The organism is Truepera sp., from assembly GCA_032027045.1.
Classification (GTDB): Bacteria; Deinococcota; Deinococci; order Deinococcales; family Trueperaceae; genus JAAYYF01.
In genome coordinates this window covers 2580841-2601092 of record JAVSMU010000001.1, presented here as the reverse complement: position 1 = coordinate 2601092, position 20252 = coordinate 2580841, and the positions used below count along the sequence as shown (strand labels likewise).

The window sequence follows — 20252 nt, the reverse complement described above, 5'->3', positions numbered from 1 at the left end:
GGCATGCCCGCTAGCAGCAAGTGGCCCGAATGGGTGAAGGACGCCGTCTTCTACCAGATCTTTCCCGACCGCTTCGCGCGCAGCAGCCGCGTTCACAAGCCGAACAACCTCGAGCCGTGGGACTCCCCACCCACGACGCACGGCTACAAGGGCGGCGACCTCCTGGGCGTCGTCGAGAGGCTCGACCACCTGCAGGACCTGGGAATAACTGCGCTCTACTTGTGCCCGATCTTCGCCTCGGGAGCCAACCACCGCTACCACACGCAGGACTACCACCTCGTGGACCCCATGCTGGGCGGCAACGAGGCGCTGGCGGAGTTGCTGAATGCGTGCCACGAGCGCGGCATGAAGGTCGTCCTGGACGGCGTCTTCAACCACGCCAGCAGGGGCCTCCTGCAGTTTCATGACCTGCTCGAGAACGGGCCCGCCAGCCCCTACCGCGACTGGTTCCACGTGCGCCGCTACCCGTTGAACGCCTACGGCGGCGGGCCGCTCGGGTACGACGCCTGGTGGGGGTTGGCGGCGCTGCCGAAGTTCAACACGAGCACGGCTGACGTGCGCGAGTTCCTCTTCCAAGTGGGTGAGAGGTGGTTGGCCGCCGGCGCCGACGGCTGGCGCCTGGACGTGCCCAACGAGATCGACGACGACGACTTCTGGCGCACGTTCCGCGACCGCTGCCGCGCCGTGAACCCGGAAGCCTACCTGGTGGGCGAGATCTGGGAAGGCGCCGAGCGGTGGCTGGCGGGCGACATCTTCGACGGCGTGATGAACTACCAACTCAACCGGACCATCCTCGGTCTGGTGGGCCGAAACCTGGCGCACGACGAGCTGGCGCGCAGCGGCCTGAACGGCATCTCCGCGCTATCGGCCGCCGGGTTCGCGGCCGCGGCGACGAGCCTGCTCGACGCCTATCCCGACGCGGCCGTGCACTCACAGCTGAACCTCCTGGGGTCGCACGACACGCCGCGCATCGCGACGACCCTCATGGGCGATAACGCTGCCGTCCGCCAGGCCTTCCTCCTACTGTTCTCGTGGCCGGGAGCGCCTTGCGTGTACTACGGCGACGAGCTGGGCATGAAGGGTGGGCACGACCCCGCCTGCAGGGGGGCCATGCCGTGGGACCACCCCGAGACGTGGGACGACGACCTGGTTGCATACCTCCGCTCGCTCGCGGGAGCCAGGCGCGACCTGGCAGCGCTGCGACGCGGCGACACGCAGGTGACGGCGCCGACGGAGGGGCTCGTAGTGGTGAGGAGAAGCCTGGATGGCGAGCCCACCGTCTACGCGCTGGTCAACCTGCTTGACGACGCCCAGGCCGTGCCGCCCAGCGCGCTGCCGGACGGCAGATACGTGGACGCCCTGTCGGGCGCGGTCGTCCAGCAGTCGAGCGGCAAGCACGTCGTGCCGGGGCGCGGCGGTGCGCTGTTAACCGCAGGCTAGCCGCAACACCCTACTCGTGCAGCGTTATCCGGCTCTCGTCACCCACGATCATGCGGTGCGTGGCGGGCCGCGAGTCGTCGCTCGTGATGGTGACGTCCTCGCCGATCAGGCTGGCCTGGATCCTCAGCTTCACCCCATCTATCACGCTGCGGTCGCCCACCACCGAGTACTCGAGCTCGGCGTTGCGCACCTCGCAGGCGTCGCCTATGGCCGTGAACGGCCCGACGTAGGCGCGCTCGATGCGCGTATCTGCGCCGATGATGACGGGTCCGAAGACGGTGGTGTCCTTCACCACGGCGCCCGCGCCGACCACGACCTCGCCCACCAGGGTGGAGTTCACCACCTCGCCCTGCACGTCGCTCTTCAAGTGAGTGAGGAGCAGGCGGTTGGCGTCGAGGATGTCGTCGGGCTGCCCCGTGTCCTTCCACCAGCCCCGCACCGTGACCGGCACTACCTCGTGGCCGGCCTCGATGGAGCGTTGTATGGCGTCGGTGATCTGGTATTCGCCCTTCGCCCCCGGCGCCAACCCCTCGATGCCCGCGTGGATGACCGAATCGAAGACGTACACGCCGGCGATCGCCAGCGTGCTGGGTGGGTCGGCGGGCTTCTCGACCAGGCTCGTGATGTGATCGCCCTCCACCACGGCCACGCCGAGCGACTTGGCCGCCTCGTAGCTGACGGGAACGAGTGCCATGACGGCGTTGGCCCCGCCGGCCCGGAAGCGCTCCACGAACTCGGTGATGCCGTGCTCGAACAGGTTGTCGGAGAGGTACATGACGAACGGCTCGTCGCCCAGGAAATCGCGGGAGACCTTGACGGCGTGCGCCAGCCCCTGCGGGGGGTTCTGCATGATGTACTCGAAGCTCGCGCCCGCGTACCCGGCGAGCGTCTCCTTGATGGAGTTGACGGTCAGGTAACTGACGACCACGCCTATTTCCGTCACGCCGGCGGCTACCAGGTTGTCGACGGCGTGGTGGATCAGTGGCTTGTTGGCGACGGCGATGGTCGGCTTGGGCTTGAGGCTCGTGATAGGCCTTAGGCGCGTGCCCAGCCCGGCAGCCAGGATTAGTCCCTTCATGCGGTTCCTTCCCAGTCGGGGCGGCGTCAATGGCGCCCTCGTGAGGGCCCGCGCCGGCGCTGCCCCGAAGATACCGTGCGTAGCGCCGGGTTGCAGGTACCATGCTCTCATGGTGAAGTCTTCCGAAATCCGCCTTACCGTCGACATGGACGATGCCGGCGTCGAGGCCATCCGCTGGGAGGCCGACGACTCCCCGGAACCCGGGGTCAACGACGCGGGCGCCATGATCCTCGCGCTGTGGGAGGGGGCGCAACGCCACGCCCTGCGGATCGATCTATGGGTGAAGGACATGTCGGTGGACGACATGAACGATTTCTTCTTCCAAACTTTCCTCTCCATGGCGGATACTTATAGGCGAGCGACCAACGATGCGGGCCTGGCCAGCGAGATCAAGCTGTTCGCCCGCGACTTCGCAGAGAAGGCCTCGCGGGCGGCAAGCGCACAGGGTGGCGTGCCGCCGAGAGCGTAGCGGGCGCGCGGGCCGCTCACTCAGTAGGAGGGTCCGACATGGTCATCAAGACTGCCAAACCCCCGCCGGGTCCTGGGAGGCTCGAACTCGGGCGCACGCTGCCATCGCTGTTCGACGAGGCGGAGCAGCTGCGGCCGAACGAGCGCGCCTTCAACGACCGGCACTCCACCACCCCGGGAGTGCCAGGAGGCCCGGGGCTGCCATGGGTGGCACTCTCCACCCGCGAAGCTCAGCGGCGCGCCCGGGCGCTGGCCGCCGGCCTGCGCGCCTCCGGCCTGGAGCACGGCGACCGCGTCGGGCTGTTCGTACACTCCGACACCAGCTTCGTGCTGGCCGACATGGCTTGCCTGATCGCCGGCCTGGTGGACGTGCCCATCTACCTCACGCACACCCACGACGCCATGCGCTTCATCCTCGAGGAGAGCGAGTGCCGGGCCATCCTCGTGTCCGACGAGGCCTTGGCCGCCGAGATGCTCGAGGTGAGCGAGGGCCTCGAGGGCGTCAAGCTCATAGCGCTCGCCCAGGGCACGCCCGAGGCGACGGCCGGTGCCGGGCGCGAGGGCTCGCCGCTCGTCACCGATTACGCCACGCTGATGGCCAAGGGCGAGGCGGAGCTGGCCAAGGCCCCCGACCTCATCTCGGGCTACGCCTCGGAGCTGCACGCCAAGGACGTCGCCACCATCATCTACACCTCGGGCACCACGGCCGCGCCCAAGGGCGTCATGCTCAGCCACGAGAACCTGTCGAGCAACGCCATCGGCGCGCTCTCTGACCTGCCCACGTACCTCGAGGGCGACGAGGAGACGGTCCTCTCGTTCCTGCCCCTCACCCACATCTTCGCGCGTACCCTCCTCTACGCCAGCATCTACTACGGCTCGACCATCTACTTCGGCACTACCGACTCCGTGCGCGAGGACCTGTTGGAGGTGCGGCCGACGTTCATGGCGGCGGTGCCGCGTGTGCTGGAGAAGTCGTGGGAACGGATGGAGGCGGTGGGCAACACGCTCACGGGCGTCAAGAAGGTCCTCTACGCGCGCGCCCTGGCGTTCGCCGACGGTTTCGACGTAGAGCACGAGCCCACGGGCGTGGCGGCCTTCGAACGAAACGTCCTCGACAGGCTCGTCTACTCCAAGTGGCGGGACGCGCTGGGTGGACGGTTGCGCACCATCATCGTGGGCGGGGCGGCGCTTCGCGGCGAGCTCGTCAACCGTTTGGGCGCCGCGCACATCCTAGTGCTGCAGGGCTACGGGCTGACCGAGACGAGCCCCGTCATCAGCTACAACCGGCCGGGGCGCAACCGTGCGGGCACCGTGGGCGAGGCCATCCCGGGCGTCGAGATCGGCATCAGCGATCAAGACGAGATCCTCACCCGCGGTCCGCACGTCATGCTCGGCTACTTCGCGCGCCCCGACGACACCGCCGCGGCCATCGACGACGACGGCTGGTTCCACACGGGCGACCTGGGCAAACTCGACGACGACGGTTACCTCTCGGTCACGGGGCGTCTCAAGAGCCTGTTCAAGCTCTCCACCGGCAAGTACGTCATGCCCGACCCGATCGTGGAGCGCCTCGAGGCCAACCCGCTCATCGCCACCGCGATAGTGGTGGGCTTGGGGGAGAAGTACTGCACGGCGCTCCTGTTCCTCGACCACGAGACGCTCGCGGAGCGCTACGGCGCGGCCGACGCCTCCGTTTTCGCGAGGGCCGGCCTGGCGTCCGAGCTGCGGGAGGCGGTCAGGCAGGCCAACGACGGCATGCCCAGCTGGTCGACCGTCAAGCGCGCGGCCGCGCTCCTCAAGGTGCTGAGCATGGCCGACGGCTCCGTGACGCCCAAGTTGAGCATCCGCCGCGACAAGGTCGTGGCGGACAACTCAGGCGTGGTGCGCGCCCTGTACGCGGAGGACCAGGCGCCCGAGGGCACGATGTTCATCGACCTCGAGGTCGAGGAGACCGGGTTCAGTCCTGCCCGTCGAGCGTGAGCAGCGCCCCGTAGAGGTCCGGCCGCCTGTCGCGGAAGAAGCCCCAGCCGGCGCGGTGCGTGCGGGCCGCCCCGAAGTCGAGGTCGGCCGTGAGGACGGCCTCCGAGGTGCGGTCGCCGTCCGCCAGCAGCTCGCCGGCGTAGTCGGCGATGAACGAGGAGCCGTAGAAGGTCGTGGCGCCCTCGGTGCCGATGCGGTTAGCCGCCGCCACGTAGGCCACGTTCGAGACCGCGTGCCCGAGCATGGCGCGGCGCCACAGGTCACGGGTGTCCAGTCCGCCCGCCTCCTCCGGCTCGGTGCCGATGGCGGTCGGGTAGAGCAGCAGGTCGGCGCCCTTGAGCGCCATGATGCGCGCCGCCTCCGGGAACCACTGGTCCCAACAGATGCCCACGCCCACCTTGCCGAAGCGCGTGGTCCAGGTCTTGAAACCGCTGTCGCCCGGGTTGAAGTAGTACTTCTCCTCGTAAGCGGGGCCGTCGGGGATGTGGCTCTTGCGGTAGTGGCCCAACACGCGACCGTCGGCGTCGATCATGGCGAGGCTGTTGAAGTACGCCTGACCCGCGTGCTCGAAGAAGGAGATGGGGAGCACGACTCCCAGCTCCGCGGCCAGCTTGGAGAAGCGCTCGAGGAACGGGTGGCCCTCCACGGCGTGGGCCAGCGCGAAGAGTTCCTCGCGCTCGAGCTGCGGGAAGTAGAGGTTCTCGAACAGCTCCTGCAGCAAGATTATGTTGGCGCCCTGCGCCGCCGCCTCGCGCACCAGGCGCTCGGCCTTCGCGAGGTTCTCCTCCAGCACGTGCGAGCAGCTCATCTGGATGACGGCGAGGCGCACGGTGGTTCCGTCCGGGGCCCGGGTGTCAGCCACGGGCCGGCCCCAGGGGCTGCTGCTGCGTGACGCAGTGGAAGGCGCCGCCGCCGGTGATGAGGCCGACGGCGCTGAGCCCGATGACCTCGCGACCTTCGAAGAGTGAACGGAGGATGCCCAAGGCTTCCTGGTCGTTGGCGTCTTCGTACTGGGGCACGACCACGAAACCGTTACCCACGTAGAAGTTGGCGTAGGTGAGCGGCAGGCGCTCGCCCTCGAGCTCCATGCGGCGCTGCGGTAAGGGGAGCTCCACCACGCGGTAAGGCCTGCCCTGCGGCGTGCGCAGCCCCTGCAGCTGCTTCAGGTTGCGCGCCATGCCCGCGTGATTCTTGTCGGCCACGCGCGGCTCGACCGAGCAGACGATGGTGTCGTCGTCGGTGAAGCGCACGATGGTGTCGATGTGGCCATCGGTGTGGTCGCCCTCGAGGCCCCCCTCCAGCCACACGAGCTCCTTTATGCCGAGGTAGTCGCGGAGCAGCAGCTCGAGCGCGGCCTCGTTTAGTCCGGGGTTCCGGTTGGGCTCCAGCAGGCAGGAGCGCGTGGTGAGGCAGACGCCGCGCCCGTTCAGCTCGAGTGACCCGCCCTCCATGATGGCGGGCGCCACGAAGCGCCGCATGCCCAGCCTGGCCGCGAGCGTCGCCGGGGCCCGGTCGTCGTCGGACCACGGCCAGTACTTCCCGCCCCAGGCGTTGAAGCCCCAGTCGGTGAGCGCCACGCGCCCCGGCTTGCCGGATTCGGCCGGGCGCTGCACGAACAGCGGACCGTTGTCGCGGAACCACACGTCGTTAAGGTTCATGCGGTTGTAGCTCACGTTGGCGAGGGCGCGGTCGGCCTCCGCGCCGTGCAGGCGGGCCGCCGCTGCACCCAGGCGGGCGCGCGCGTCCTGCTCGGTTTCCTCGTCTATGACGTTCACGTTCACGCGTTCGAAGCGGGAGATGGTAGCAACCAGGTCCGCGAAGTCGCGGCGGACGGCCTCGAGGTAGCCCAGCCAGAGCTTGTCGTCGAACGGCCACGACGTCCAGGTGGCGGCGTGCGGCGCCCACTCGGGGGGCATGCGGTAGCCGAGCGAGGCGGGGGTTGGCGCGGGTGACGTAATCATGCTGAGGACAGTGTAGGCCGTGTGCTCGCGGGTGGGGGTGCCCGTGCCCTCATGGGGCGCGCCCGTCGCCGTAACGCGGACCGGAAGTGCGTGAAGCGGGGCCAGGAGACCGTGAACTCGAAGTGGGTGACGGCGAACTCGAACCACGAAACCGCTCTGGGCAGCGAGATGACCGGCTGGCACCGCGAAGGGGTGCTAACCTGCCCTGTTGGACGGGCCGAGAACACGGCCCGGCCGAGCGCCGCCGCGCGCGCTGCTTGCGGCGCAAGGAAGCGGCTCGACGCCCCCAGTGCACCGTGGAGGACCCGCAGTGACCAGAGCTACCCTCGACCCAGGTTTCAGCGTTTCCGACGCCGATGAGTTGTACAGCATCCGCGCGTGGTCGAACGGCTACTTCGGCGTGTCCGAGGCGGGCGAACTCACCGTCTCCCTCAAGGGCTCGCCCGCGGTGGCGCTCACGAGCATCGTCGGCGACCTCACCGCGAAGGGCCATGCCCTGCCCATGATCCTGCGCTTCCCGGACATCCTCGAGGACCGTCTGGACCGCATAAACGCGGCATTCGAAGGCTCGATCGCGGAGGCCGGCTACAAGAACCGCTACCAGGGTGTGTACCCGATCAAGGTGAACCAGCGCCGCGTGGTGCTCGAGACGATCGCGACCTATGGCGCCAAGTACCGCACGGGCCTGGAGGCCGGAAGCAAGGCCGAGCTGGCGCTGTGCCTGGCGCACGACACGCACGACGAGGCCCTCATCTGCTGTAACGGCTTCAAGGACGACGACTTCATCAGGCTCGCCTTGTGGGGGCGCAAGCTGGGCCGCAAGACGATCATCACGCTGGAGAAGGCCGGCGAGTTGGAGCGCGTGCTGCGGATCAGCAAGGAGGTCGGGGTAGAGCCGCTACTGGGCGTGCGCTTCAAGCTTCACGCACGTGGCAGTGGCCAGTGGGAGGCCTCGGGAGGCGATGACGCGAAGTTCGGCCTGACGGCGTCCGAGCTGATCCACGTGGCGCGGCGGGTGCAGGCCGAGGGCCTGGGCCACGCGCTCGTGCTGCTGCACTGCCACGTGGGCAGCCAGTTGACCGACATCAGGCGCATCAGGTCGGCCGTGCGCGAGGCGGCGCAGGCGTACGTCGAGCTTGCCGAGATGGGCGTGGGCGTCAAGTACCTCGACGTGGGCGGTGGCCTGGCGGTCGACTACGACGGCTCGAAAACCACCTACTACACCTCGGCCAACTACGGCCTGCGCGAGTACGCGGACACCGTGGTCTACACCGTCATGGAGGCTTGCGAGGAGTGGGAGGTGGCGCACCCCATCATCGTCACCGAGTCGGGGCGCGCCATCACCGCGCACCACTCCGTGGTGGTGGTGCCGGTGGTCGACGCCATCGGCCCCACGCGGCAGCCCGTCGACCTGCCACCCCTCACGGGGGAGGTGCACGCGCTGGTGCGCGACATGCAGGTGCTCGACAGCCCGGTAACGGTCAAGACCTACCGCGAGGTGTTCAACGAGGCCGTTTCCAACAAGGAGACGATGCACAGCCTCTTCGACCTCGGCTACTTGAGCCTCCTGGAGCGCGCTCACTTCGAGCAGCACTACAACCGCATCCTGGAGCGCGTGGCCAAGGTGGTCGCCGGCCTCGACTACGTGCCGGAGGAGTTCGAGCTCCTGCCGCAGATGTTGGCCGACAAGTACGTGGTCAACTTCTCGCTCTTCCAGAGCCTGCCCGACAACTGGGCCATCAAGACGCTGTTCCCCATCGTGCCGTTGCAGCGGCTGGACGAGAGGCCCACGCGTAACGCCACGCTGGTCGACATAACCTGCGATTCCGACGGCAAGATCGACCGTTTCATCGACCTTCGTGACGTGCGCACCACCCTGCCCGTTCACGACCTGGAGCCCGGCAAGCCGTACTACCTGGGCGTGTTCCTCACGGGCGCCTACCAAGACGTGCTGGCCAACGCCCACAACCTCTTCGGACGCGTGAACGAGGCGCACTTGCGCCTGGGTTCGGACGGCGCGAAGGTGGAGCTCTACATCGAGGGCCAGAAGGCGCGCCGCGTGATCTACAACATGGGCTACGAGACGCGCGACCTGCACGCGGCGTTGCAACAGCAGGCCGACGAGCTCGTACAGGCGGGGGCGCTGACTACCGAGGAGGTCCGCGAGTTCCTGGAGATGTACGACCGCGAACTCGTCGGTTACACCTACCTCGAGGCGTTATGAGCACGCAGCCCGTGTTCGAACCCGACTTCAGGCTGCCCGACGGCCGCCGCGCCCTGGCGGGCGCCGTCCTCTTGCACCCCGACGGGCGCGTGCTCATGCAGTTGCGAGACGACAAGCCGGGCATCGAGTCGCCCGGGCAGTGGTCGCTGTTCGGTGGAGGGCTCGACGAGGGCGAGACGCCCGAAGAGGGCATGTTGCGCGAGGTGGAGGAGGAGATCCGCTTCCGCGTGCGCCACTACCGGCCGTTGCTCGTTTTCGACGGCTGGCGCGGCCTCTACCACATCTACCTCGCTGCCATCTCCGAGCCGCTCGAGCGCCTCACGCTTACCGAGGGCTCGGGCTTCGACTACTGGGGACTCGCGGCGCTCGAGGCGGAGCCCAAGGTCAGCCGCTTGGCGCGCTTGAGCCTCGCGGCGCTGCAGGCGTTGCAGGAGCAGCGGGACAGGTCCGGTTCTGGCGAGGAACTGCTGCCCGGTGCGGGCTACTGAGCGCGCGTGAGGCGCTCAGGACCCGTCTCACCGCGCGGCGTTTTGGATAGAGGTAGAGGTAGCCCGAGCGCGCGTGAGGCGCTTAGAACTCGTAGTGGGCCCCATCGAAGCCGAACTCCGTAGCCTCGAAGAGTTCGCGCGCCGCGGCCAGCTCGTCGGCGCCCTCGCCGGGGTACGGCGGCAGGTGCACCAGGACCAAGCGGTCGACGCCGGCCTGCGCCGCCACCTCCGCCGCGTCGCTTGCCGTCGAGTGGCCGGGGAACGAGCCGGAGGCCTCGTGTACGAGCAGTTGCGCGCCGCTCGCGGCCCGCGCGACCGTGGCGGAACGTTCGGTGTCACTCGAGTACGTCATGACGCCGTCGCCGCGCCGGTCCCTGACCCGGAGTCCGATGGCGGGGACGGCATGATCACCAGGCACGGCCGTGATCTCGAAGTCGGGAGTGGTGACGACCGGCGCCCCTGCCTCGCGCTCCACCTCGTGGTAAACGACGCGCGGGTAGTTCGGCCAGCCTGACGTGTCGAAGGCGTCGTGCACGCGCCGAGCCTGGTCGATGGCCGGCCGGATGCCGAAGACATGGAACTCATCCGTGTGCCCAGCCAACCACAGGCGCTCCATGAGCAGGGCGAAGCCGCCCACGTGGTCGGCGTGCTCGTGCGTAACTATCAGCCCCGTCACGTCGGCCGGATCGAGTTCCTGGACCAATAGGCGTTGCACCGCGTCGGCCCCACAGTCAACCAACAGCAGCGTCTCCTCGCCCTCTATGGCGAGCATGGTCGTCGTCCGGTCCTTGCCTGACAGGGCGGCCCCCGTGCCAAGTAGATGGACTCTGCCCACGGTACCTCCTGCGAGCTACTTTACGGTGGTCCGTGCCGCCCGGCCGCGCGGGTGCCACAGAGCGGGTGCCACAGAGGGGCGCAGACGCGGCTCCGCCACGCCATCGGGCATCCTCACGGACGCCCTGGCGAAGACTTCGAGGGAAGCGGTTTCCGCGGCAGTTCCTGGATCCGGCCCGCGGAGCGGTTCCCGGGGTCGTCCCCCGGGTCAGCCAGCGGAGTGGTTCCCGTGCCCGTCCGCCGAGTCGGCCCAGCGCTCCCTGAGACGCTCGAACGCCTGCAGCAGCTTGGCGTGCGGGAGGATCACCTGGACGGTCGTACCCTCGCCGACGAGGTCACCGAGCTCGGAGACGGCGGAGCAGGCGGCGCGCACTCGGGTGCCCTCCTGGGCCTCCAACCTGGCCGTGAGGCGCAGGCGCATGCCTGGCAGGGCGGACGCCAAGTGCTTGACGCTGACGGAGTGGCCGATGCCTTCCTCTCCCTCCTCGAGGAAGGGGAGGATGAGCTTGCGGCTCACGAGCTCCATGTGCTTTGCCAGCCAGTAGGTGGCGTAAACGGGGTGGAGCTTGCCGAGGCGCGCGTCGTGCTGGTCCTCGAAGTCGACCGTCATGGCGGGGGTGACGAGCAGTTCGTGATGGACCTCGAAGCCGGCAGGGATCTCGCGCACGTCAGGCCCCGCCCGCGCTCGTGCCGTACTTCACGAACTGCCTGAGGAGGGGGTGGGGCGCGTACCTCTCGGCCCCGAGCTCGTGCCTCAGGCCCTCGAGCCCGGCGAGCACGTCCGCCAGTCCGAGCTCGTCGGCCCACGCCAGCGGGCCCTCCGGGTAGTTGACGCCCAGCCGCATGGCGAGGTCGAGCGTGGAGGCGCCGGCGAGCCCCTCGGCCAGGGCGGAGAACGCCTCGTTGACGAGGCCGGCGAACAGCCTGAACGCCACGCCCCCCGGCTGGTCGGGCACCTCGAGGGTGCTGAAGCCCGCGCCGTGGAGCAAGGAGGTCACGAGCCGCATGTCTTTGCTTGCGTCGGCGTTCGGCGGCGCGAGCAGCTCGAGCGTGACGGTGGGCGGGTGCTTCAGGCGCGCTGGCGGCGGCAGGACGCTGAAGCCCACGCCGCCGGCCGGGGCGCTCCGGCCCCAGCACAGGGCGAGGCGCGGCACCCCGGCCGTCTGGCCATCGTCCGTGGCGCCGACGCGGGCGTCGACGATCAAGTCGGCCTCGGCCGGGCTCGGCGCGGCTCCGAACCTGGCGCGCAGCCACCGCGCCACCGGGCCCTCGCCCAGCACGTGAGCGGTCGGCGCGGCCTTGAGCGGATTCGGCTGCGATTCCGAGCCGGCGTGTGCAACCCGAGGCTGCCGCGTTTCCGCGTCGGCCTGCGTAACCCGAGGCTGCCGCGTTTCCGCGTCGGCCTGCGTAACTCGCGGCTTCTGCGGCTCCACCCGGGCCGGCTCGACCGGCACGCCCCCCTCGTAGCGGTAGAACCCCCAGCCCGTCTTGCGTCCGAGGCGTTCTGCCGCTACGAGCGAGCGTTGCAGCGGGTGTGGCCGGTAGCGCGGCTCATGGAAGGACGCCTCGTAAACGCTCTCGCTCGCCGCCAGGTTGACGTCTATGCCGATGAGGTCGAGGAGCTCGAACGGGCCCATGCGGAAGCCGGTGGCACGCATCGCGGCGTCGACGCTAGCCACCGGGGTCCCTCCGGCGAGCAGGCGGATGGCCTCCAGGTAGTAGGGGCGCGCGAGGCGGTTGACGATGAAGCCCGGTCGGTCCTGCGCCACCACCGGGGTGCGGCCGAGCGTGTGCGCCATGGCCACGGCCTGCTCCACGAGCGTCGGCGGGGTGTGAACGCCGGCGACGACCTCTACGAGCGGCATGAGCGGCGCGGGGTTGAAGAAGTGTACGCCGACCACTCGCTCGGGCTCGCGGCAGGCGGCGGCGATGGCCGTAACCGAGAGGGTGGACGTGTTGGTGGCCAGCTTGGCTAAGGGCGCGCGCGCCTCGACGTCGGCGAAGAGCGCGCGCTTGAGCCCCAGGTCCTCGGGCGCGGCCTCGAAGACCCACTCGGCCCGGTTGCCACGCGGCAGGGCCTCGGCCACGGCCAGCCACTCGAGCAGGGAGTCGGGTGCGGCGGCCAGGCGACCCTTCGAGCGCAGCATAGAGAAGGTGTCGCCCAGCGCGGCCTTGGCGCCGGCCGCGGCGCCCGGCTGGGGATCGACCAGCAACACCGGTGCGCCCGCCTGGAGGAGTAGCTGTGTTATGCCCCTGCCCATGGTGCCGGCGCCCAGGACGACGGCCCCGCCCGCGCTCCAACGCTCGTTCATGTGACGCGACTATAGCCCCCTACCTGGTCGCGAGCCACAGGAGCCCCCTACCTGGTGGCGAGCCACAGGCGGGCGAGGGTCTCGGGCGATGAGAGGGGCGCGCCAACCAGTTCCTCGATCCGCTTGAGCCGGTAGCGCAGGGTGTTCACGTGGATCCCAAGCCGGTCGGCCAGGCGCGCCAGGTCGCTCGGGGCTTCGAGGTAGGCAGTGAGCGTCGCGGCCAGCTTGCCGCCACGGTCCGCATCGAGCAGGCGGCCGAGCGTGCGCCGCCGCAGCAATTCGAGGTCGGCCTGGGGCTGCTCCAGCAGCCACGCGACGGGGTCGAGATCGTCGAAGGAGACCACGCCGCTCCCGGCGACCTTGCCGCCCAGTGCGAGCACGGCCTGCCTCCTGGCGGTGGCGACGTCGTCCAGGGAGCCGTGCGGTTGGCTGACGCCCAACCGCGCTCCGGCGTGCGGGGTGTTCAGGGCCGAGCTGAGCGCCTGCTGGAGTGCGTTGGCGTGAGCGCCGCCGCCCGGGGAGTCTCGCGAGGGCACGACGAAGACCCAGGTCACGAGCGGCCCCTGCACCACCGTCAGCGCCGGCAGCCCGCGCTGCTGGAAGTACTCCACGCCCGCCTCCTGGACCGTTCCTGCCTGCGCCTCGGTCACCTCGGCGACGGCGGCGCGGTAGGTGATGCCGCCTTCGAACCCGGCACGTGCCAGGTCCGGCGCGAACCGGTCGGCCGACGCGGGCGCCGCCAGCCATGCGGCCAGTAGGGCACTCCCAGCAGCGACCTCGGCTCTGACGTCGGCGGCCCTGACCTCGGCCGCCGCGATCAGGAGACTTCGGGTCAACCGTAGCCAGGGCGTCGAGGCGCTCGAGGCCTCGAAGGCGAGCAGCACGCCGCGCAGTCGACCCGCGGACTCCACGCGGTAGAGGTGGGCAGCTCGGCCGCCCAGGCGCACCTTGCCCTCCGGCCACTGCGTCACGGGCGAGGCTCCCGCCGCCTCCTGCCGTGGACGCCAGCCGCCGGCACCCGCTCGCGCCGCCACCTCACCCCAGGGGCTGAGCAGGACGAGGTCTACGCCGGTCAGGCGGTTCGTGCGCTCTAGGAGGCCGCGCTCGGGCTTGGGGTCCGCCATGCCGGCCAGCAGGTAGGCCTGTGGTGCGGCAAAGAGCGGTCCGGTGGGGGCCGACGCGCGGACCAGTTCCCTGAGGGCCGCCTCCTCCACGCGCTCGGGCGCGACGGAGGGTGGGGCGCTCACGAGCGCCACGCCGGCGTCGGAGGCTCGCGCCACCAGTTGCTCGGGGAGCCGGCGGTCGCTGGGGGTCAGGGCGTACACGATTACCGCGGGCTCGTTTCGCAGCAGCGGGTCGGGCAAGGGCCTGTTGGCCCTTCCGGCGGCCACCGCTATGCGCAGGTCGTTCGGCGCCAGCCAACCCCGGTCCGCCTCCCGGTCGGCCCACGTCACGCCGGTGAAGCGCTTGTCACCCGGGCCGGCGACGAGCTTCAGGCCGAGCGCCTCGTTGGCGAGCAGTGCCGCCAGGGAGGCCTCCAGCGGCGATCCTCCAGCCGTCATCCGAATATTGTACCGATTTACAACTATGGCACGGGCCTTGTGGCCCAGAACAATAAGGCCAAGGCCGATGTCTGGTTAGGCTTACCCCAGTGAACCCAACAGACCATCGCCACTTCCGCGAGGTGCTCGGACGCTTCGCCACCGGAATCACCGTCGTCACCATGGCCGTTCCCTCGTCGGCTGGCGCGCCAGCGGGCGAGAACACTCCACCCTTTGACCGCGCCGTGTTCGGCATCACCGTCAACGCCTTCATGTCGGTATCGCTCGACCCGCCGCTCGTGGCGGTCTCGATCGACCGCCTCGCCCGGGCGCACGACACTCTCCTCGAGGCCGAGCGGTTCGGCGTGAGCGTCCTCGCCGAGGGGCAGGCCCACCTATCCGATCAGTTCGCCGGCCGGCCCGTGGCGCACCCGGTCATGCCCTTCGAGGAACTGGACGGTTTCCCCGTGGTCCGTGGGGCCATCGCGCAGCTCGTCCTCGCCTCGCATAGCTTCCACCCCGCTGGCGACCACACCATCTTCGTGGGCCGGGTGTTGGCGCTCAGGAGCTTCGAGGGTGAGCCGCTCCTCTACTTCCGGAGCGCCTACCACCGTCTGCCCCAACCGGCGCAGCCGCGCTGAGACCGAGAAGCGCCCAGACGCTGCCTGGTAGCGTTGCACCGCACTCGTGCCACCTTGGAAGGCGGTAACACCCGTGAACGAGAAGCTGGAACAAGCCCTGCAGACCGCAAGCTCCGCGGCCAGCGAGCGCCTCGATGACCTCAAGGAGTTCGTGAGGATCCCGAGCGTGAGCACGGACCCCGGCCACCGGGCCGACATCGACGCCGCGGCCGAGTGGCTCGCCGCTCGCATGCGGCGCTCCGGCGTGCCCGACGTGCGGATCATGCCGACGGCCGGCCACCCCGTGGTGCTCGGACTGTGGCACCACGACCCCAACGCGCCCACGGTCATCGTGTACGGCCACTACGACGTGCAGCCGCCCGAGCCGCTCGAGCTGTGGAACTCACGCCCGTTCGAACCCGAGCTCAGGGATGGGCGCCTCTACGGTCGCGGCGCGAGCGACGACAAGGCGGGCGTCATGATCGCGCTGCACGCCGTGGAGGCCAGCGCCAGGGCGGGGGGCAAGCCGCCCGTCAACGTCACCTTCTTGGTCGAGGGCGAGGAGGAGGTCGGCAGCCCGAACCTTGCGGCGTTCCTGAGCGCTCACCGTGACCTGCTGAAGGCCGACCTCGCCATCAGCGCCGACGGCGGCATCTTCGGCGTGGGCGTACCGTCCGTCACCGTCGGCTCGCGCGGGCTCGCCGGCGTGGAGCTGACGGTGACCGGCGCCAACGCCGACCTGCACTCGGGCTCCTTCGGCGGCGCCGTCGCCAACCCGCTCATGGCACTCTCGCGCATCTTGAGTTCCATGCAAGACGAAGACGGCCGCGTGCTGGTGGACGGTTTCTTCGAGGGGGTGGAGCCGCCGAGCCAAGCACTGCGCGAGGCCGTGGCGGCCGTGCCGGAGGAGGCCGCCGGCCCCGACGCGCTGGGCCTGACGGAGTGGTGGGGCGACCCGGCCTACACGGCCGCCGAGCGCAGGGTGATCCGGCCTACTCTCGAGATAAACGGCATGTGGGGCGGCTACCAGGGCGGCGGCATCAAGACGGTGCTTCCCAGCGAGGCGCACGCCAAGCTCACGTGTCGGCTGGTGGTGGGCCAAGACCCCGACCGGGTCATCGCGGCCCTCGCCGAGCACGTCCGAAAGCACACGCCACCCGGCGTGAAGGTTACGGTAAGGCCGCTCGCCGGCAAGGGGCGCGCCTACCTCATGCCCTTGGACCACCCCGTCCTGGCGATCGCCAAAGACGCCATGGAGGGCGCCTACGGCCAGCGCCCGTTCCCGATGTTCACGGGCGGCACCGTGCCCGTTGCGGAACAGTTCGGCAGCGTCCTCGGGATGTGGTGCCTCTACTTCGCCTTCGGCGAACCGGACAACGCCCTCCACGCCCCCAACGAGTTCTTCCGCGTGTCGGCCCTCGAGCAGGGCACCGACGCCACGGTGCGCCTCCTCTACGCCCTGGCGGAGCATCCGGAGGCGCTCGCACCGCAGGCCTGAGGGCCCGGCGGCGGAAGCGTCCATGCCGGCGCGAGGCGGAGAACAGTTCCTGGAGGGGCTTAGGCGGTCCCCTCCCAACCTCTACGTGGACGGCGAGCGCGTCCTCGACCCCGCGGCCCACCCCGCCACCGGCGCCGCGGCAAGGGCCATCGCGGACCTCTACGACCTGCAACTCCGGCCTGACCGGCAAGACCTGACGTTCGAGGCTCCAGGCGGCGGCCGCGTAGGCATGAGCTTCCTCGAGCCCCGCACGGTCGACGACCTGCGCCGCCGCTCGGTCATGCACCGGGCCTGGGCGCGGCACTCGCTCGGCTTCATCGGGCGCAGCCCCGACTACCTGAACGTCGCTCTCATGGCCTGCGCCCGCGCGTCGAGCTACTTCGCCCGGGGAGACGAACGTTACGCCGAGAACCTCGTGCGCTACTTCGAGCACGTCCGCGACGACGACCTGTGCCTCACGCACGCCCTGACCGACCCACAGGTCAACCGCGCCGTGCCCACCGACCGGCTGCCCGACCCCTACATCGCGCTCGGCGTGGTTCGTGAGACGAGCGCCGGTGTCGTCGTGCGCGGCGCTCGCATGCTGGCCACCTTGCCCCTCGCCGACGAGCTTCTGATACTTCCGGCACCCGGCGGCCAGGCCGCGGCGGCGCCCGGGCGTTACGCCCTCGCCTTCGCCATCCCCTGCTCCACGCCGGGCCTCACGTTCATCGGCCGTGAGCCGCTGGGCCTGAGGCGCAGCCGGCTCGATCACCCGCTCAGTTCGCGCTTCGACGAGATGGACGCCCTGGTGACCTTCGACGACGTGCTGGTGCCATGGGAGAGGGTGTTCTTACTGGGCGACGCCGAGCTGGCCGCCGGCTTCTACGGGGCCACCAACGCCGCATACCACATGGGCCATCAGGTCCTGAACGCGAAGATCGTCAAGACCGAGGCGTTCCTGGGCGTGGCGGAGCTGATCGTCCGCGCCATCGGCAGTGCGCAGTTCCAGCACGTGCAGCAGAAGATGGCCGAGCTGATCGTGGTGCTCGAGACGCTCAAGGCGCTCTTGACGCACGCCGAGGAGCACGCCGCGCTCGACGATAACGGCACCATGACCCCCGACAAGGCCGCCCTTGGAACGGCCAGGGCCTACTTCCCGCAGGCCTACCCGCGCATGGTCGAGATACTGCAGCTGCTCGGCGCGAGCGGCCTCATCATGTTGCCCAGCGAGGGCGAGCGGCGTGGGCCCATGGCGGACGCCATCGACAAGTACCTCCAGGCGAGCAACCTGGCCGCCGACGAACGTCTGCGCCTCTTCAGGCTCGCCTGGGACATGACCATCTCCGCCTTCGGCGGGCGGCAGAACCTCTACGAGAAATACTTCTTCGGCGACCCGGTGAGGAACCAGGCGGCGCTCTACCACTCGTACGACATGACCGGCCCGGTCGATCTGGTCGAGGGGTTCCTGGGGCGGAGTGACCGTCATGAGCGGTGACTGGACGCGCGCCTCGGAGCCCGGGCGACGCTTCGACGTACCCAAGCCACGCCTCCATAGCGCGGTACGTGCAAGTATCTATATCTAAGCAATCCGGAAGTCGTGGCTCTGGCAGGCGCCCGTGTGGCCCTGCGATGAACTAACACCCAGGAGGGCAGCATGCACCATCTCGTCAGACGCGTAAGAAGTTCCGCTACCGCCTGCTTGGCCCTCGCCGGCTGCGCCGTGTTCTTGGCCGCGGGCGGCCTGTTCAACGTGGCGCAGGCACAGTCCCAGGTACTGCGCATCGGGGCGGTCGTTTCCAGCACGGGCGCCTCGGCGGCGCTGGGCGCCAGCGAGGCGAAGACGCTTACGATGCTAGAGGGCCAGTTCGCCGGCCAACCGGGCCTCCACCTGGAGATCACCGTTTACGACGACCAGTCTCAGTTGAGCAACACCATCGAGCTCGTGAACAAGTTGTTGGCCGCGGACGAGGTCGACGCCATCATATGTTGCACCCGCTCCGAGGGGGCTCTGGCCGTGCTCGAGCCCGTCCAGTCGGCCCGCGTGCCGCTCATCAGCCTTGCCGCTGCGGCGCCCATCACCGGGCCGGCCGAGGCGCGCCGTTGGGTCTTCGCGACGGTACCCAGTGACCGCCTGATCCTGAGCGGCGTGGTGGCGGACATGCGCGCCCACGGCGTTAGCGACCTCGCGTTCCTGGGACTATCGGACGCGTACGGCGAGAGCGGGTTGGTCGAGTTGCAACTCGCGCTCCCCGGAACCGGCATCGAGCTCGCGAAGGTCGTGAGGTACGACGCGAACGCCGGCTCCTACTCGGCGCCCGTCCTCGCCGCTACCCTCTCGCGGCCACAAGCGGCGCTCGTGTGGGGCATCGTGGACGATTCCGCCAAGATGGTGCGCGAGCTGCGCGAGCTGGGCTTCGGCGGCGCCATCTACGTGAGCCACGGCGTGGGTAACGACCGTTTCATCGAGCTTGCCGGTGCCGCCGCCGACGGCGTGCGCCTCGCGGTGGGCCCGTTCCTCGTGGCCGGCGATCTGGCTGCCAACGCGCCAACGCGCGAGGTCGACCTCGCGTACGCCAGAGACTACGAGTCCGCCTACCCGGGCGAGGTGGCCACGAGCTTCGGCGGCTACGCCTACGACGCGGTGATGGCCCTGGTGAACGCCGCTCGCTACGCGGACGAACATGGCACGCTGGTGCCGGCCGACCGCGCCGCCAACCGCGCCGCGTTGCGAGACGCCCTCGAGGCCATGGGGCCCTTCGTGGGCGTGAGCGGCGTGTTCGACTACGCCGGCACCGATCACATGGGGCTGGACGACCGCGCGTACGTGATTGCCGAGATCGAGAACGGCGAGTGGCGGCTGGCGAAGTGACGCGCTAGGCCGCCCCTGGAGGGGGTTGCCGCCCTGGAGGTGCAAGCTGGGTTGCCCCAGTTGGCACGTGCCAGGCCGCCCCAATTAGTACGAGCAAGGCCCTAGAGGTACGAGCGGAGCTTCTCCATGTCCCTCGCGTGCCCCTGCTCGTCGTCGCCGAGTGGCGTCTCCAGCACCTTCGGCACGTTCGCTAGGCGCGGGTCGTTCACCAGCCGCTCGAAACACCAGCTGCCGATCTGACCCTCTCCCAGGTTCTCGTGCCGGTCCTTGCGGGACCCGAGGGGGTGCTTGGAGTCGTTGAGGTGCAAGCAGGCGAGGCGGTCCAGTCCCACCAGCCGGTCCAACTCGGCGATGGTGGCCTCGTAGCCGTCTTCCATGGAGACGTCGTAGCCGGCCGCGAAGGCGTGGCAGGTGTCGAGGCAGACGCCCACCCGCCCGGGCTGGTCGAGGAGGTCGATGATCCGCTTCAGCTCCTCGAAGCGCGCCCCGAGCGTGGTTCCTTGGCCCGCGGTGTTCTCTAGCAGGAGCTTGGTGTTCACGTCGGGCACCGCGGCCAGCAGCTGGTCGACGTTGCGCGCTATCTGCTCGATGCCGGCGTCCACGCCCGCGCCCACGTGCGCGCCCGGATGGAACACCAGGCCGAGTACGCCCAGGAGGTCGCAGCGGCCGAGCTCGTCGATCAGGCCGTTCCGCGACTTCTCGGCCGTCTCCGGGTCCGGCGACGCCAGGTTGATGAGGTAGGCAGCGTGCGCCACGACGGGCCAGTCGTGCTCCGAGTGCGCCTCGTGGAACTTCTCGACGTCGGCAGGGTCCAGGGGTTTGGCCCGCCATTGGTTCGGACTCTTCACGAAGATCTGGACCGTGGTGCAACCGATCTTCTCGCCCCGCTCGAACGCCTTGTGGGTGCCGCCGGCCGTGGAAACGTGAGCGCCTATCAGTGCCATGGGTCCGAGTCTA

Annotated in this window: 17 protein-coding genes; 9 read left to right on the top strand and 8 right to left on the bottom strand. The window is 69.5% G+C overall.

Features of this window, described 5'->3' with window-relative positions:
- Positions 1–3: 3 nt before the first annotated feature.
- The gene (locus ROY82_11810) at positions 4–1440 is read left to right on the top strand and encodes a glycoside hydrolase family 13 protein (GenBank protein MDT3683145.1); all 1437 of its coding nucleotides are present in this window, start codon (positions 4–6) and stop codon (positions 1438–1440) included.
- A 10-nt stretch (positions 1441–1450) separates the two neighbouring features.
- Here the strand turns inward: ROY82_11810 and ROY82_11805 are convergent, their stop codons facing one another.
- Positions 1451–2518: a glucose-1-phosphate thymidylyltransferase gene (locus tag ROY82_11805; protein MDT3683144.1), complete on the bottom strand. Its 1068-nt coding sequence runs from the start codon at positions 2516–2518 to the stop codon at positions 1451–1453.
- Positions 2519–2627: 109 nt separating this feature from the next.
- Between ROY82_11805 and ROY82_11800 the strand changes: the two genes are divergently transcribed.
- Both ROY82_11800 and ROY82_11795 read left to right on the top strand, forming a co-directional pair.
- Positions 2628–2987, top strand: a complete 360-nt coding sequence (locus ROY82_11800) for a hypothetical protein (protein ID MDT3683143.1) — start codon at positions 2628–2630, stop codon at positions 2985–2987.
- Positions 2988–3025: 38 nt separating this feature from the next.
- Positions 3026–4966 carry an AMP-binding protein gene (locus ROY82_11795; GenBank protein MDT3683142.1) on the top strand — a complete coding sequence of 647 codons (1941 nt, stop codon included), beginning with the start codon at positions 3026–3028 and terminating at the stop codon, positions 4964–4966.
- Here ROY82_11795 and aguB read toward each other — a convergent pair.
- Positions 4944–5828: an N-carbamoylputrescine amidase gene (gene aguB / locus ROY82_11790; GenBank protein ID MDT3683141.1), complete on the bottom strand. Its 885-nt coding sequence runs from the start codon at positions 5826–5828 to the stop codon at positions 4944–4946. The two genes, ROY82_11795 and aguB, sit on opposite strands and share 23 nt — an antisense overlap.
- Positions 5821–6927: an agmatine deiminase family protein gene (locus ROY82_11785; GenBank protein ID MDT3683140.1), complete on the bottom strand. Its 1107-nt coding sequence runs from the start codon at positions 6925–6927 to the stop codon at positions 5821–5823. The genes aguB and ROY82_11785 overlap by 8 nt, the downstream gene beginning before the upstream one ends.
- 310 nt (positions 6928–7237) lie before the next feature.
- On the opposite strand from ROY82_11785, the gene speA reads away from it, so the two are divergent.
- Both speA and ROY82_11775 read left to right on the top strand, forming a co-directional pair.
- The gene (gene speA / locus ROY82_11780) at positions 7238–9151 is read left to right on the top strand and encodes a biosynthetic arginine decarboxylase (GenBank protein ID MDT3683139.1); all 1914 of its coding nucleotides are present in this window, start codon (positions 7238–7240) and stop codon (positions 9149–9151) included.
- Entirely contained in the window at positions 9148–9639 is a 492-nt protein-coding gene (locus tag ROY82_11775) for an NUDIX domain-containing protein (protein MDT3683138.1), read from the top strand. Before speA ends, ROY82_11775 begins: the two co-directional genes overlap by 4 nt.
- A gap of 82 nt (positions 9640–9721) precedes the next feature.
- Here the strand turns inward: ROY82_11775 and ROY82_11770 are convergent, their stop codons facing one another.
- The 4 genes from ROY82_11770 to ROY82_11755 all read right to left on the bottom strand — a co-directional run bounded on the left by ROY82_11770 (position 9722) and on the right by ROY82_11755 (position 14347).
- On the bottom strand, positions 9722–10474 hold the full coding sequence (locus tag ROY82_11770) for an MBL fold metallo-hydrolase (GenBank protein ID MDT3683137.1): 753 nt from the start codon (positions 10472–10474) through the stop codon (positions 9722–9724).
- Between the two features lie 207 nt (positions 10475–10681).
- Positions 10682–11140 (bottom strand): thioesterase family protein, encoded by a 459-nt coding sequence (locus ROY82_11765; GenBank protein ID MDT3683136.1) that lies wholly within the window; start codon positions 11138–11140, stop codon positions 10682–10684.
- 1 nt (position 11141) lies between these two features.
- Positions 11142–12785: a 3-hydroxyacyl-CoA dehydrogenase NAD-binding domain-containing protein gene (locus ROY82_11760; protein ID MDT3683135.1), complete on the bottom strand. Its 1644-nt coding sequence runs from the start codon at positions 12783–12785 to the stop codon at positions 11142–11144.
- Between the two features lie 47 nt (positions 12786–12832).
- Positions 12833–14347: a helix-turn-helix domain-containing protein gene (locus ROY82_11755; protein MDT3683134.1), complete on the bottom strand. Its 1515-nt coding sequence runs from the start codon at positions 14345–14347 to the stop codon at positions 12833–12835.
- A gap of 89 nt (positions 14348–14436) precedes the next feature.
- On the opposite strand from ROY82_11755, the gene ROY82_11750 reads away from it, so the two are divergent.
- From ROY82_11750 to ROY82_11735, 4 genes are all read left to right on the top strand, one after another.
- Positions 14437–14967 (top strand): flavin reductase family protein, encoded by a 531-nt coding sequence (locus tag ROY82_11750; protein ID MDT3683133.1) that lies wholly within the window; start codon positions 14437–14439, stop codon positions 14965–14967.
- 73 nt (positions 14968–15040) lie between these two features.
- The gene (locus ROY82_11745; GenBank protein ID MDT3683132.1) at positions 15041–16444 is read left to right on the top strand and encodes a dipeptidase; all 1404 of its coding nucleotides are present in this window, start codon (positions 15041–15043) and stop codon (positions 16442–16444) included.
- Positions 16445–16466: 22 nt separating this feature from the next.
- On the top strand, positions 16467–17921 hold the full coding sequence (hpaB, locus tag ROY82_11740) for a 4-hydroxyphenylacetate 3-monooxygenase, oxygenase component (protein ID MDT3683131.1): 1455 nt from the start codon (positions 16467–16469) through the stop codon (positions 17919–17921).
- A gap of 159 nt (positions 17922–18080) precedes the next feature.
- Positions 18081–19295, top strand: a complete 1215-nt coding sequence (locus ROY82_11735) for an ABC transporter substrate-binding protein (GenBank protein MDT3683130.1) — start codon at positions 18081–18083, stop codon at positions 19293–19295.
- A gap of 101 nt (positions 19296–19396) precedes the next feature.
- Here the strand turns inward: ROY82_11735 and ROY82_11730 are convergent, their stop codons facing one another.
- Positions 19397–20239, bottom strand: coding sequence for a deoxyribonuclease IV (locus ROY82_11730; GenBank protein ID MDT3683129.1), 843 nt, complete (start codon positions 20237–20239; stop codon positions 19397–19399).
- Positions 20240–20252 lie beyond the last annotated feature (13 nt).

What these genes read in the sequence shown, in the direction of transcription:
- ROY82_11775 (MDT3683138.1), top strand. Translation starts at nt 9,148, where the DNA reads ATGAGCACGCAGCCCGTGTTCGAACCCGACTTCAGGCTGCCCGACGGC.
- ROY82_11755 (MDT3683134.1), bottom strand. Translation starts at nt 14,347, where the DNA reads ATGACGGCTGGAGGATCGCCGCTGGAGGCCTCCCTGGCGGCACTGCTC.
- ROY82_11800 (MDT3683143.1), top strand. Translation starts at nt 2,628, where the DNA reads ATGGTGAAGTCTTCCGAAATCCGCCTTACCGTCGACATGGACGATGCC.
- hpaB (MDT3683131.1), top strand. Translation starts at nt 16,467, where the DNA reads ATGCCGGCGCGAGGCGGAGAACAGTTCCTGGAGGGGCTTAGGCGGTCC.
- ROY82_11810 (MDT3683145.1), top strand. Translation starts at nt 4, where the DNA reads ATGCCCGCTAGCAGCAAGTGGCCCGAATGGGTGAAGGACGCCGTCTTC.
- ROY82_11805 (MDT3683144.1), bottom strand. Translation starts at nt 2,518, where the DNA reads ATGAAGGGACTAATCCTGGCTGCCGGGCTGGGCACGCGCCTAAGGCCT.
- ROY82_11735 (MDT3683130.1), top strand. Translation starts at nt 18,081, where the DNA reads ATGCACCATCTCGTCAGACGCGTAAGAAGTTCCGCTACCGCCTGCTTG.
- ROY82_11760 (MDT3683135.1), bottom strand. Translation starts at nt 12,785, where the DNA reads ATGAACGAGCGTTGGAGCGCGGGCGGGGCCGTCGTCCTGGGCGCCGGC.
- ROY82_11795 (MDT3683142.1), top strand. Translation starts at nt 3,026, where the DNA reads ATGGTCATCAAGACTGCCAAACCCCCGCCGGGTCCTGGGAGGCTCGAA.
- ROY82_11785 (MDT3683140.1), bottom strand. Translation starts at nt 6,927, where the DNA reads ATGATTACGTCACCCGCGCCAACCCCCGCCTCGCTCGGCTACCGCATG.
- ROY82_11730 (MDT3683129.1), bottom strand. Translation starts at nt 20,239, where the DNA reads ATGGCACTGATAGGCGCTCACGTTTCCACGGCCGGCGGCACCCACAAG.